This is a genomic window from Paenibacillus glucanolyticus, assembly GCF_037333485.1.
Lineage (GTDB): Bacteria > Bacillota > Bacilli > Paenibacillales > Paenibacillaceae > Paenibacillus_AQ > Paenibacillus_AQ glucanolyticus.
The window spans coordinates 183,121-197,243 of the sequence record NZ_CP147845.1; the positions used below are offsets into that span (position 1 = coordinate 183,121).

At 50.6% G+C, this 14,123-nt stretch carries 10 protein-coding genes; 5 read left to right on the forward strand and 5 right to left on the reverse strand.

Features of this window, described 5'->3' with window-relative positions; genetic code table 11:
- Window positions 1–340 precede the first annotated feature (340 nt).
- Entirely contained in the window at window positions 341–1,756 is a 1,416-nt protein-coding gene (locus WDY75_RS00865; RefSeq protein WP_063478123.1) for a hypothetical protein, read from the forward strand.
- 47 nt (window positions 1,757–1,803) lie between these two features.
- On the opposite strand, the gene WDY75_RS00870 is transcribed toward WDY75_RS00865, so the two are convergent.
- The 5 genes from WDY75_RS00870 to WDY75_RS00890 all read right to left on the reverse strand — a co-directional run bounded on the left by WDY75_RS00870 (window position 1,804) and on the right by WDY75_RS00890 (window position 9,321).
- Window positions 1,804–3,006 (reverse strand): Ger(x)C family spore germination protein, encoded by a 1,203-nt coding sequence (locus tag WDY75_RS00870; RefSeq protein ID WP_063478122.1) that lies wholly within the window; start codon window positions 3,004–3,006, stop codon window positions 1,804–1,806.
- Window positions 3,003–4,100 (reverse strand): GerAB/ArcD/ProY family transporter, encoded by a 1,098-nt coding sequence (locus WDY75_RS00875; protein ID WP_063478121.1) that lies wholly within the window; start codon window positions 4,098–4,100, stop codon window positions 3,003–3,005. Before WDY75_RS00875 ends, WDY75_RS00870 begins: the two co-directional genes overlap by 4 nt.
- A gap of 30 nt (window positions 4,101–4,130) precedes the next feature.
- Window positions 4,131–5,804: a spore germination protein gene (locus tag WDY75_RS00880; protein ID WP_409348345.1), complete on the reverse strand. Its 1,674-nt coding sequence runs from the start codon at window positions 5,802–5,804 to the stop codon at window positions 4,131–4,133.
- 193 nt (window positions 5,805–5,997) lie between these two features.
- Window positions 5,998–8,190 (reverse strand): GH92 family glycosyl hydrolase, encoded by a 2,193-nt coding sequence (locus WDY75_RS00885; protein WP_063478119.1) that lies wholly within the window; start codon window positions 8,188–8,190, stop codon window positions 5,998–6,000.
- A 36-nt stretch (window positions 8,191–8,226) separates the two neighbouring features.
- The gene (locus tag WDY75_RS00890) at window positions 8,227–9,321 is read right to left on the reverse strand and encodes a LacI family DNA-binding transcriptional regulator (protein ID WP_063478118.1); all 1,095 of its coding nucleotides are present in this window, start codon (window positions 9,319–9,321) and stop codon (window positions 8,227–8,229) included.
- A gap of 389 nt (window positions 9,322–9,710) precedes the next feature.
- Here WDY75_RS00890 and WDY75_RS00895 point away from each other — a divergent pair, with 389 nt between their 5' ends.
- The 4 genes from WDY75_RS00895 to WDY75_RS00910 all read left to right on the forward strand — a co-directional run bounded on the left by WDY75_RS00895 (window position 9,711) and on the right by WDY75_RS00910 (window position 13,934).
- Entirely contained in the window at window positions 9,711–11,300 is a 1,590-nt protein-coding gene (locus WDY75_RS00895) for an extracellular solute-binding protein (protein WP_082834272.1), read from the forward strand.
- A 70-nt stretch (window positions 11,301–11,370) separates the two neighbouring features.
- Window positions 11,371–12,306, forward strand: coding sequence for an ABC transporter permease (locus WDY75_RS00900; protein WP_006207139.1), 936 nt, complete (start codon window positions 11,371–11,373; stop codon window positions 12,304–12,306).
- 12 nt (window positions 12,307–12,318) lie between these two features.
- Window positions 12,319–13,212, forward strand: coding sequence for a carbohydrate ABC transporter permease (locus WDY75_RS00905; RefSeq protein ID WP_006207138.1), 894 nt, complete (start codon window positions 12,319–12,321; stop codon window positions 13,210–13,212).
- A 242-nt stretch (window positions 13,213–13,454) separates the two neighbouring features.
- Complete coding sequence (locus WDY75_RS00910) at window positions 13,455–13,934, forward strand: MarR family winged helix-turn-helix transcriptional regulator (RefSeq protein WP_006207137.1); 480 nt, start codon at window positions 13,455–13,457, stop codon at window positions 13,932–13,934.
- Window positions 13,935–14,123: the final 189 nt, after the last annotated feature.

Below are 14,123 nucleotides of genomic sequence, written 5' to 3' on the forward strand. Positions count from 1 at the left end.
CATGAAGACAAACTAGAGGCAGCGACCTCATGTTAGGCCGCTGCCTCTAGTTTGCTATTAAGAACCCTTCCGATATGTCAGGATATGATTAAATGGATTGTCGATGTAGGAGATATTCAGTCGCAATGATGTACAAGTAAAAGACCCACACCGTCATGGCGTGGGTCTTTTACTTACTCATAGTTTCACAGATTGCTCGCCAGCAACTGATGAAACAGGTCTCCAGTTTACCAAGTATATGAAATGCCAGAGTGAGTTAGTACGGGTTATGAACCCTTGCCCAGGCCCACGCATAAGATGTAGTCACAAACCTGCTGCCTGGGAAAGGGCGTGACTTCATATGGGAATTCAATTAACCGCGATGCACTGGGTTTACCTGGCGTTCATCGTCCTGATCATGACGCTGCTGATCCGGCGGCGCGATACAACGCTTATATGCGTGACCGGAATATTTGCGCTTGGCCTGCTGGCAACGGAAACGCTGAGCGGCTCGGTCTCCGGCGTGTTTAACTCCTTCATTTATGCTACGAAAGAGCTGATGGGTACAATCATGATCATATCGATCATTGTAGCGATGAGCAGGGTATTGATCAAGACCGGCATCAACGAAACGATGGTAGCCCCGCTAACCCGGTTCCTCCGTACCCCGGCCATGGCTTATTGGGGAATCGGCATCATCATGATGGTAACGTCCTTCTTCTTCTGGCCGTCACCGGCGGTTGCGTTAATCGGAGTTGTGCTGCTGCCTGTAGCCATTCGCGTGGGACTGCCCGCGCTTGGTGCTGCGGTAGCCATGAACCTGTTCGGTCACGGCATAGCGCTGTCGGGGGATTACATTATCCAGGGCGCGCCTAAATTGACTGCGGATGCCGCCGGTCTGCCGGTATCCAGCGTGATGGCAGCGAGCGTTCCGCTTGTCATTGTGATGGGAGTTGTAACAACGGTGACGGCATTCTGGATGATGCGAAGAGATCAGCGGAACGGCAGCTGGAGAGATGGATTGGTCACCATCAAGAGCACAGGAGAGACACTCGCCGCACGTTCTGAAGAGGATGACGCTGCTGCTCCTATTTCTCCTGGCATGAAGAGATGGCTGGCTATCGCCATTCTGCTGCTGTTTGCTGCCGACGTTGCGGCCATGTTCATCCTGAAGTTGCAGGGCGGGGATGCAACAGCCTTGGTCGGCGGAACCGCGGTCCTTATCTTAAGCATCATTACGCTGGTAGCACATCGCAACCGCGGACTAGAGAAGGTCACCTCGTATTTAATTGAGGGCTTCGTGTTTGGATTCAAAGTATTCGGACCCGTCATTCCGATAGCGGCATTCTTCTATCTCGGAGATGCGGCGTTTACCGATTTGTTTGGCAAAGTACTTCCGGAAGCTTCCCATGGGATCGTGAACGACCTGGGGGTTGCGCTTGCGAATGCGGTGCCGCTGAACGGCGCGGTGGGCGCAGTAACGTTGACCATCACCGGTGCAATTACGGGCCTGGACGGCTCGGGCTTCTCCGGCATATCGCTTGCCGGCTCGATCGCGCAATTGTTTGCAACAGCCATCGGATCAGGTGCAGCTACGCTGACCGCGCTTGGGCAGGTTGCCGCAATTTGGGTGGGGGGAGGCACTCTTATACCGTGGGCACTGATTCCGGCCGCTGCCATTTGCGGCGTCAGTCCCTTTGAGCTCGCAAAGCGTAATTTAAAGCCAGTGCTGATCGGTCTTACCGTTACCACGGTTGTGGCTATGTTCCTGGTGTAAGTGGCAAACGACAGAAGGAAAAGCGCTGTCTCTTGAGGGGCAGCGCTTTATCTCATGGAAGAACCATAATTGGTAATGTTAATCTTCACATCATACGTTACGTTGGCCTTGCTAAAGGCCTCATCCCAGTTCTTCTCAACCTTTTTCCATAACCGGGGATGCTTGATTCGGAGCTGTTCCCCGAATCCTGCGACATCGACATGATAGGTCTCCTGCATTTTGTAGAGTACCTGCCGAATTTGTTCGCGGACCGTATCCTCAAAGTAGCCCTCCAGCTCATCCTGGTAAGACTCGGTTGCTGTATGCTGCGGACTGCTCCAGTCCTCGATCAGGGCTCCTCTGGATGCGACCTCGACATGGAATGAAATTTGATCCCCTCGAACGATAGGGGTGATCTTGCTCTTCGTTACTTTCGGTTCATAGGTTATCGTATCTTCGGTTCTCGGTTTATAGGTTTTCAAAGCGCCTGTTCTGACTTTGCCCGTAATCCAGGATAAGCCCTCCAGATCCGTTTGGTTTAGACTGCCGATCCACTTCTTGCTTGTTCCCTTGAAGATGCCTGCTCCGGAGAATTTGTGCTCGCCCTCGGCCGTAATGACATTCTGCAGCAGAAAGCTCGAACCGGATTGCATCATACCATCGAGCTTGACCAGTGACATGGCAGGAAGAATCTTGTTGGATAATTGATGGTTATCAAACAGCCCGGTCAAATATAAGGCGGGAATTTCCCCGGGCTCCGATGAACTCAAGGCTTCCACTGCACTTCCGTGGCTGATCAGGATGAGACAGCTGGGCCGGATGTCGTTATCCCGCATAATATAGTCCAGGAGCTGCTCGAGATTATATTTCTTTGCTAATTCGGTGGACAGGACAATGACCTTCAAGTGATGGCCAATCAAGGGGCGCTCTCGTCTTAGAGCAAATTGCCGAAGGATTTGAACCACGGAATCACCAGTCAAGCGCTCGTTCAGATAAGACTTGCCCCCTTGCGGCGATGATGAGTTCTGGTTCTTCTTTTGCCCGCTGGACGGGGGGGTGATTTGAACGGTGATGGTCATGTTCTTTTTTTTCGGATAATGCCCTCCCTGCTCATTGACCTGCTTCTCAAACTTGGACTCTTGGGCAACGTCCATTCCAAGGCCTACATATAGATTTAATTCCTCGATCTCATCGTTGCTCCAACACCCCGTCGTCGTAAGCAGTATGACGCATGTGAGCACGATTCTCAGAGTACGTGCAGACGGATTCAATTGGTAGTCTCCCCTTTGCGGCGAATCTTGCTGATGATCAGCAGGAAAAATGGAAGGGTGCCAAATAAATAAACCGACACATTGCCCACAATCTGCCCCAGCTTGAATAACTCCGAGATATTTTTCGGGATGACGGCAATTAAGAAAATAACCGGCAGCATTATGAACAGAAAGGGGCGGATGTTCTTCTTGAATAGCTGTGACCAGCCGAGTGATGCGGCATAATGCGTTATGGTGAAGGTCGAGAAAATCTGCATAATCCAGATGACAAGCAGCAGGGATTCGAACCGTTCAAAGATCAGGCCTTGAATTTCGAAGCTTCGGATTAAATCCAGACTGGGCCAGGTGGCAACCTTCACGCCGCCGAGGGACAGACCACCGATGGTCATGACTAGCGCAACCAGGTAGACAAACGTAGGGACGATCGTCCCCCAAGTAACGGCCTTCATTCCTTTTTGGGGAGAGCTCATAAATGCCATAATGATGAGCATGATCTCAAAGCCGGCAAATGCGAGCGTCGTCGATTTCATTCCCTGAAGCACGGGCATTACGCCGGAGCCCAGTACGGGGCGCAGATTGTTGATCTCGAATAACCCGCTGCTGAGCGAGAACGTAATGATGGAGATGACCAGTGTGATGGGCAGAATAATCTCGAAGAGCCTGGCTATGCTGCCGATCCCACCTGTAGTCAGGTAGAGGCCAACCCACATAAAGGTCATCACGATCGCCCACATGGGTGTTCCCTCTAACAGGAACATCCCCGTGACTTCTGCCATGACTCTGAGCTCAAAAGCCGAGATGGTAAGTAAGTAGCCGATGGTGATCAGGCTGATCAGAAATGCAATTGCTTTGCCTGTAATTTGAGGCACGAATTGAAACCAGGTCTGACCGGGAAATCTCCGGCAAAGCTTCACGATAACGAATCCGGCCAGAAGAATCAGCAGGCTTGAGAGAAGGACCGAGATCCATACGTCAGGCGAATTGCTTGCTGTGACGGCCGTTCTCGGCAATGTCAAAATACCTGCACCCAGCATGTAGTTAATAATGATGACTGCAGCCTGTGCAGTCGTAATTTGATCACTCGAACGGTTCATCGGTGTCACCTCCGCCATATTCTTCAACATTTACTTTTTTCGATCCGAGTCCTTGGTCTTGATCATTTGAGGGCGCTCCTTCATGACTTGCAGCGGCAAACGGATGAGTAAATCCTTCCAGTCACTGAATCGGTAAGGCACCAAGGGGCTTGCATACGGGACACCGAAGGATCTCAGCTTGACGATATGGCTGCAGAGGAATAGAAAGAACATGACAACACCGAACAATCCAAGGAAGGCAGCGCAGAACATGCCGATGAATCGAAGAAACCGGAGGCTGATGCCTGCACTGTAACTCGGAATGGTGAACGAAGAGATAGCCGTAACGGCAACAACAATAACCAGAAACGGGCTGACAATCCCTGCATTAACGGCGGCGTCGCCAATAATAAGACCACCAACGATACCCATCGCGGGGCCAATTGGCTTGGGCAAGCGAATACCGGCTTCTCTTAAGATCTCAATGGCAATTTCCATAATGAGTACTTCGAGCAAGGAGGGAAAGGGGACTCCCTGTCTGGTCTCGATTATTGAGAGGGCTAGCCGTGTCGGAATTAGACCGGGGTGGAACGAGATAAAGGATACGTACAGTGCCGGAGCGAGAAGTGCCAGCATGGCTGCCAGCATGCGAAGCAAACGAACGAAGGAACCGGATATCCAGCGTTCGTAATAATCCTCAGGTGACTGCAGCAGCATACTGAAGGTAACGGGGACAATCAGAGCAAAAGGGGTCCCGTCCAGCAGGATGGCGACACGCCCCTCAAGTAAAGCACCGATCACCCGGTCCGGTCTTTCGGTATTGTGCAATTGTTGGAAGGGGCTCAGGATGTTGTCCTCAATCAACTGCTCCACGTACCCGGATTCCAGAGGATCGTCGATATCCATTCGCTGGATTCGCCCCGTGACTTCCTGGACAAGCCCATCATCGGCAATGTCCTTCATATACGCGATGACGAGGTCTTTCTTCACGCGGGTTCCGACTTGATGCCGGGTAATCGAGAGGCTTTCGTTTTTTCCGTGAAGCCTGAGCAGTCCCGTGTTGTCCGCCAGCCTTTCTGTAAAACCCACACGCGGTCCCCGAAGCAGAGCTTCGGATAGCGGCTCCTCCAGACTGCGGCTTTTGCCTCCTGCCGAGAAGAGAAGGAAGGCGCCCTCCATCCCCTCCACCAGCAAACCGGTTGTACCAATCAAGACGGATTGAACCAGATCCCCGAGAGTCTGGGTCTCCGCGATATCCGTGACAGGCAACAGTCGCGTCTTCAGATAGCTGTTGATGGAGTGGCTGGAGTGGGCGAAGCCGTCTGCTTCAGACTCAGGCACACCACTCAGCATTAACGGCGTAATGAGATGGGTGTCGATGATATCGTTGTCGCATAAACCATCGATTGTCAGTACGGCAACACGGGTTTGCGTCCCCTTGATCGTGAATTCTCGGATCTTCACATCGGCGTTGCGACTGGTATGTTCGCGAATGAGCGTGATTTCGGCAGCGTATTGACCCGTTAGTTTAAATGCTGTATGCGTGGAATCCTTCCCGCTTTTCTTCTCCATTTCGGCAGCGGAACGCATGTCGCTGCGTGCGGAATGACGCCCGTTCAGGGCTTTCCTGAGCCAGCGCGTGAGCTTAAGCAGCAGGAGCGGGATGATAAGAAGCAATAGGGCTTGAACAAGAATGATCCAGCTGGGAATATGTTGGAGAACCATTGACAACAAACCAATCACCCCTGCGTTGTTTAAAATGAATGCAAGGGTATTGTTGCCCTATAGGCTGTTAATAATTCCTTTATTTTCATCCGGTGCTACTTCGGACCAACAAAAAAAGGGACATCCCCCGGAACCGTGATATGGCCCGGTTGGATGTCCCTTGGATCAATCTATATAGATATCAATGTGGTCTTTACTTCTTCGATATCGAGAACGGCAGTTCTTCTGCCTCATAAGAACGGTAGCTTGGTGCGAGTCCGAGACGGAAGCTTAGGGATTTGCCTTCCAGAATATCGTCATGCGTAATGTACAGCTTGGTATAATCCTGCCCCTCCAGTTGGACATTCGCAACGAAATTGGACTGCGGGTTATTGTTGTCGGTATAAATGTGCATCTGCTTGCCATTCGGCAGCTCAATCGTTACGCTGTCAAACAGCGGAATACCGAGCACATACTCATTGCTGCCCGGGCATACCGGATAGAAGCCCATGGAGCTGAACACGTACCAGCCTGACATGCTTCCGTTGTCCTCGTCGCCCGGGAATCCGTTAAAGCCGCTGTTGAACAGGTTGGTCATCAGCTGTTTAATGACAACCTGGGATGAGGCAGGCTGCCCCACATAGCTGAACAGATAAGGAATATGGAAGCTTGGCTGATTGGATATTGCCAACTGGCCATAGTCGATGGCAGCCATCTCACTCATCTCATGAATTTCAAAGCCATAGCCCCGCACGTCGAAGTCGGGCGCTTTATTGCACAATTCGGTTATTTTGTCGAAAAAACGTTCCTTCGAACCGTACGCCTCAATCAAACCCTGGATATCCTGGAATACGGCAAAGCTGGTCTGCCAGGCGCTTCCCTCAGCATAATCGAGTCCCCAGCTCGTGTCGTTAAAATCTGGACGGAACTGGCCGTTCTGATCCTTGGCCCGCATAAATCCGGTCTCTGCATCAAAGATATTGCGGTAATTGAGCGCACTTTGTCGGTAATGATCCGCCATATCCGGTTTCCCCAGCACATCGGCTACGCGGCTGATGCAGTAGTCGCTGTAGGCGTAATCCAGCGTGTGGTTGACACTCTCATGATAGCTGCTCGGAACATAGCCGTGCTTGATGTAATCGAGCGTTCCTTGACGACCATAACAGTTCTTCTCGCTTTGCGTGGTGGCTGCAGTCAGCATCGCCGCAAGCAGCTCTGGCATCAGGTCGTGGGCAATGCCCTTGGCGGCAGCATCGGCAATAACGGCGTCAATAAGCGTACCCGGCATCAGTCCGCGCTCATCAGGCGACAGCCATTTCGGCAGGAAGCCGGTTTCGCGGTAGGAGTTCAGGTAGCCCTCCAGCATTTCCTCATATTCCTTCGGCGCGATGATGGAGTACAGCGGATATACGGTTTTGTAGGTATCCCAGAATCCGTTATTGGTATACAGAATTCCTTTCTTGACGGCTCTGGCAGTTGTATCATAGTGGACCGGCTCCATGTTGGCATCCAGCTCATAGAACTTCTGCGGAAACAGGAACATACGGTACAAGCAGGTATAGAAGGTTCGCAAGTACTCCTCATTGGTATGGGTAACCTGGATTTTGTTCAAGTAATGGTTCCAGGCCTGCGCAGCCGCCTCCTGCCGATCTTCGAAGGATGCATCCAGCTCGCGTGTAAGGTTAAGCTCCGCTTGCTCCATGCTGATAAAGGATGTGGCCAGCTTCACATCGAGGGTATCTCGCTCACATTCTATGAAACGCAGGACAGCATGCTGATTGACGCCGCTAAAATCTACCTCACGGGAGAATTGGCCCTCGGCATCGTATTGGCCCGTCGCCCCGAGGTCGATGTCCTTGCTGAAACTCATGGCTACGTACATCCGGAACCCATCATCGTGGCAGCCCGAGAAGTTGCTGATATAGCCGGTGATTCTGCGACGGGCAGCATCAAGCTTGAACTCGCTTTGGCCCTTCGCGTTCAGCACGAAGCCGGCCTGCTGTCCGGAATGGTACTTCATGCGCATCGCCGCTCCGTAGCAGCTGGGAACCAGCTCGGTTGTGATGTTATAGCGCTGCTGCTTCACCTTCACGTAATGCGGCTTGAATGTCGCTTCTTCCGGGCGGTAGGAACTTTGACAGGTGAAGACGGACCCTCTGATTTTGTCATCCGCTATCGGGGTCATCAGGAAGTGGGCGAAGTCGCCCATCCACGGACTTGGCTGGTGGGTCAGTCGGATGCCTTGGAACACGCGGTCATTGGGGTTGAAGAACCAGCTTCCCTCATTGTGGGTCTGTACGACATAATGATTCATGCCAAAAGGCACACCGGTGTAAGGAAGCGTATTCCCGTTGGAATAGGCATGTTGGTTGTTGGAGCCTTGTCGAGTATCGATATAGTGCAGCATGCAAAAGTCTCCTTTGGTTTTCAGAAATGAAGTGTCTTACAGTTTCTTTACGGTCTGGCGCTCGATGAGCTGAACCGGAACCACAACATGCTCAAGCGGTTGATCCTTGGGGCTCTCGATCAGTGTGATCAGGCTTTGCGCGGCCTGATATCCCATCCGTCCAAAATCCTGGGATATGGTCGTCAGCTTGGGTTCAACGAAGCCAGCAAGATGAATGTTATCAAAACCGACAACGGAGAAGTCATCCGGTACGGAGAGGCCCAGCTCTTTGGCGATTTGAATAATCTCGATCGCAATCAGGTCATTCTCGGCAACGATGCCCGTAATCCCTTGTGCCATAACGGATTGAATAAACTGGATATAATATTCCCTGCCATTATCGTTGTCATGGGTCAAATAACGGTCAGTTAAATCGCTCACGCTGTAATCGATCAGGCTGTGATCATACAGAGCCTTCAGGTAACCGAAATATCGCTCTCGAATGGAAGAGGAATTCTCTACCTTCAAGGAGGAGATAAAAGCGATTTTCTTATGGTTATTCTCAATCAGATGCTTGGATGCCTGATACCCGCCATCAAAGTTATCCGAGACAACCGACAGGAACGGAATACCCTCAATGCATTTATCCATCGTCACGAGCGGGTAATTCGCCAGGTGGTATTGGTACAGAATGCCAAGATCCGAAATGCTGCTTACCGGATAGAAGATTAATCCTGAATTCGTACTTTGAAGTGCGGACTCCAGCAGCTTCCGTTGACTGACAATCGTATTGGACTGAATGTTCAGGGTATAGTCGGTTGTTGCAAGGTATTCGTTAATGCCCTTTTCATAATCACCAAGTCCCGGGTTATGCGAGAACGGAAGGATCAGCAATATCTCCTTGCTGGTCCTGCTCACAGGACGGTGCGGAGCCTTGGCGGCATTCACGAAGCTTCCCTTCCCCTGAACCCGATGGATCAGCTTGGCATTCTCCAGCTCGGTCAGTGCCCTCTTCGACGTGATTCGGCTTACGTTGTATTCCTTCGAAATTTCAGCTTCGGTCGGAAGCTGGTCTCCAGCCTGAAGCTCTCCGGATTCTATCCTGGCGGTAAGCGCATTTACGATATGTTGATATAGTGGAATTTGTTCCATAGCGGATCTCCTCGCTAAATTTGATATATCATTTCGCGGCGTATATGTCAAAGTCTAATGATGTTTTTAATGTGAAAATACAGTGGTTATGTTGAATATACGAAAGACAAGAGACATAGGCAATCCCATTTTTTATGTGAGTAGTCCAACCCTTGTCTGTTGTGCATATAGGCAGGGAGTAGGCTCTTGCCGGCTTTAGTTTCCATTGCCAACGTTCAAACGAAAATCATGAACTTCTAGTTTCATAGTATAGTTCCCTACGTTATATTTCAAGATTAAACGCTTCCAACCCCAATAAATAGAAATGTAAGCGCTAGACAAATAAATTGGTATATCTTATAATCGGATTTATGAATTAATTGATATATCAAATAATGGGGGTTGATGGAGTGTTTCGCGCTAAAAAAGGGAAGGTTGTCATGTCGTTGTTGCTGGCATCTGCTCTGCTTGTTACGGCTTGCGGAGGAAAGTCCGGGGAAGCACAGGATCCGAAAGGTAATGCATCTGCCGATACAAAAGAAATTTCGCTTTTACGGCCAAGCTGGAACAATTTACGGCCTGCATCCAGCGAGCTGTGGATGTGGCAGGAATATGAGAAGATGTCCGGGATCAAGGTGAAATGGGAAGAGCTCACCGATATCGGGGAGAAGAAGAACGTGATTTTGACGAGAGGCGATCTGCCGGATGCGTTCTATCAAGTCGACTGGAGCAACGGAGAATTGCTGAAGTATGGTCAGCAAGGCCTGTTCTTGCCACTGGAAGAGCTCTTTAAAGAGCATGCGCCGAATCTGCAAAAATATCTCGAAGAGAATGAAGATGTAAGAAAAGGCTTGACCAGCGCAGACGGTCACATTTATGCAACCCCTTACATCGATCCATACCCGGAGGGTAACCGGACGATCCGCTTGTGGATCAACAAGAAATGGCTGGACAACCTTGGCATGGAGGTTCCCAAAACAACGGCCGAGCTGGAGGAAGCCTTGATGGCATTTGTGACCAAGGACCCGAACGGCAATGGCGTGAACGATGAGCAGGGCTGGTATATGCCAAGCGGCTCGCTCGGCTGGACGTTCGAACAGATGATGATGGGTTCCTTCGGCATCGGCAACGGTGGACGGAAGGCGCTCGGAAACTTTATTTATGTCGATGACAACGACGAGATTCAACTGACGATTACAGCCGATGGATACAAGGAGCTCTTGAAGTATGAGAACCGGATGTACAAGAATGGCGCGATCAACAAACAGGCCTTCAGCGGCGTGGACTACGATAAGTGGACGGCGGACGCTGCCAAGGACACTGTCGGCGCATGGAACTGGGCGGCCATCGATTATATCGGGGAGAGCGTAAAGGATGATTTTGTAGCCATCAACGTGCTTGCAGGTCCTGACGGAGATACCGCATCGTTGACCGATTCCCAGGTTGCGGGGGCTTCCAGTTTGGTTGTAACGAAGGATGCGAAGGACCCGGGCGCGATCCTGAAATGGGTTGACTACTTCTACAGTGAGGAAGGCAGCGTATTCGGTTACCTGGGCAAGGAAGGCGTTACTTACAATGTGGAAGACGGCAAGAAAGTCTATATCGATGAAATCTTGAACTATAAAGACGGCATCGGACTGGGCGCATTCCAATACGTGGATAACGTATATGGCGGTTACTTCCCGTACATCGAGCTCTCCCCTGAGGTTAGAGCTGCTGCGGGCCGCAAAGAGGCGCCGGTATACACGGATCTGACGGAAGAGACCCTGCCAAGCGTTATGTTGCCGGATCTGCCGGCAACGATCCAGGAAGCGAATGAATCTTCCTCCATCATTGCAGACGTCGGCAACTATGTTGGGCAGATGCGCGTGGAGTTTGTAACGGGTACCAAGGATATCGACAAAGAGTGGGATAACTATATTGCCCAGCTGAAGAAGATGGGCTCGGATAAATATCTGGAAATCAAGCAAACGCAATACAAACGTTATAAAGAGAGCTAAAAGGACCGTTTGTTGGGGAGATTCTTCTTGAATCTCCCCAAATTTTAAATTCTAAGGAGAGGGGAAAACCATGGAATCTTCACTTCACAAGAAGCCGTTCCTTAAACCGAAACGCAAATCCATTTTGAAGCAAAAGTGGCTGTACTTCATGATGCTGCTGCCGCTGACCTCCTTAATCATATGGAATTATATCCCGATGTACGGGATTATCATCTCGTTTAAAGATTACTCTCCCGCATTTGGCATTATGGACAGCCCCTGGGTGGGATTTGCCCACTTCGAACGGTTCTTTAACGCCTTTTACTTCTGGGATGTCATCATTAACACGCTAAGAATCAGTCTGTACAGCCTCCTGGTCGGAATTCCGCTTCCCATCATTCTGGCGCTCATGTTCAATGAGCTGCGCCGCAAGAAGTACAAATCGCTTGCACAGACCATCTCCTACATTCCGAATTTCATTTCGATTGTTATCGTTGTCGGCATGGTTACGTTCTTCACGTCCCCGGTCGACGGTGTGATCAATACGGTCATTCAATATTTCGGCGGTACGCCGATTGATTTTGTCGGCAGTGCGAAGCTGTTCCCGCATGTCTTTGTCTGGTCGGGCATTTGGCAGACCGTGGGCTGGGGAACGCTGATCTATACTGCCGCCATGTCCGGCATTCCGCAGGATCAATATGAAGCGGCTTACCTGGAAGGCGCCACGCGTTTGCAGTGCATCCGGTACATCACCATTCCGGCGATCATGCCAACCATTGTGATCTGCGCCATTTTGGCCACGGGGTCGGTTATGTCAGTCGGGTTCGAAAAGGTGCTGCTCATGCAGAACGATGCAAACCTTGCAACGTCGGAGGTGCTGTCAACATACATGTACAAGTCAGGTATATTGAACGCGGAATACAGCTTCTCGGCTGCCGTAGGCCTGTTTAACAACCTGATCAACTTCATCGTCCTGTATCTGGTGAATAAATTCGCGCAGAAATTCAGTGAGACCAGCCTGTGGTAAGGAGGGGCAACCATGCAGTTTCATCTATCTAGAGAAGATAAAATTTTTAACTGGATCAACATTGTAGTCGTAGGGATCGTCACTTTGCTTATTCTATATCCGTTGTTATTCGTTGTGTTTGCGTCACTCAGCGATCCCCGCCAGATCTTCGACAGTGCTCTGCTGCTGTGGCCCAAGGGATTTACGCTGGAAGGATATAAACGGGTGTTCGATAATCCGGATATATGGATGGGCTTCAAAAATGCCGTGATTTACACGGTCCTTGGAACAGCCGTGAACGTCATCATGACCACCTTGGCGGCCTATCCGTTATCCCGGAGGGATTTCCGGGGCCGGAACGTCATTACCATTCTGTTCACTTTCACAATGTTCTTCTCCGGCGGGTTGATTCCGACGTATTTGGTGAACCAGCATCTGGGGATCATCAATACGATGTGGGTCATGATTCTGCCGGGAGCCGTTAGCGTATACAACATGATTATTATGCGTACTTACTTCCAGCAGAACATTCCGCTTGAACTGGAGGAGAGCGCGTTTATTGACGGAGCTACGGACATGCAGCTGCTGCTCAAGGTGGTTCTTCCATTATCGACTCCGATCATCGCCGTGATGATGATGTTCTACGGAGTAGGCAGATGGAACGGTTATTTTGACGCGATGATTTATTTGTCAGACCGCGAACTGTTCCCGCTGCAGCTGATCCTGAGGGAAATCCTGGTGCAGAACCAGATGGGGGATGCAGCGAACCAGGCGATGATGAACAGCAACCAGAGCGAGGTCAACCTGATCAAGCAGTCGATTAAATATGCGGTTGTGGTGGTGTCGAGCATTCCGGTGCTGGTCTTCTATCCGATTGTGTCCAAGTATTTTGAGAAGGGCATCATGGTTGGGGCGATCAAAGGATAATCTTCAACATATGCTTCTTCGCAGCAGTCTCTATCGTTAGTCGCCGAATTCATCGGGTAGGCCAAAACCGTCCCGGGATCCGGCGACAACGCGGTTAGGGATGCAGCTGGATTGATATGATTCTGTAACGACGGGGAAAGTGGGTTTACAGTTCGTTCCGAAGCGATCGGAGGTTGATTTGACAGCTTGTCACTTAAGTGATAAATTGACAGAGATTAGGATCGAGGAGGAGAATGGAGCAAATGAAGCAATTAGGGTTTAGTCAAGAGAACCGGCTGGCGATGCTGTCCTGGATTCGGATCACCCGTTTTCAACAGGTCGGCAATCAAATCTCGAATGAATTCCTGCAGCCCTTCTGCATTACCGTTGCCCAATTCGACGTGCTGATTCAGGTCATGGTACATCAGCCTTTATCGCAGCAGGAGTTGGCTGAATACCTTTCCATCAGCGGGGGCGGCGTTTCCCACATGGTGAAGCGGCTGGAGAAGCTGGGGCTGATTGTCCGCAAGCAGGATTGGAAAGTGAAGTATATCTCCCTTACGGAGAAGGGACAAGCCCTGCTGGAAGAGATTATCCCGTTGCTGTCGGATTTCCAAACCTCCATGTTTGATATTCTGGATGAACAAGAATTACAGCAGCTGTACAAAACCATGAGAAAGCTTCATCAACATAACCTGAAGAATAAGGCAGCGCAACCGGAGTTCAAAGCCGAGGAGGAATAGCCCCGAGGTTATCCCGGGTGCCTCCATTCCATTAACTGAACAATAATTGTTGTATCCATGCAGTGTCAAGAATGCTGTGGCGGCGGTGAATCGGCTGCAGGCTTGATTGCCGGGAAGTAGACGGGGGGTCCTCTCATAGGGGATTCCTTTTTTAATGTTGTTGAGGTACAGCTTTTTTAGGGTTGTGCC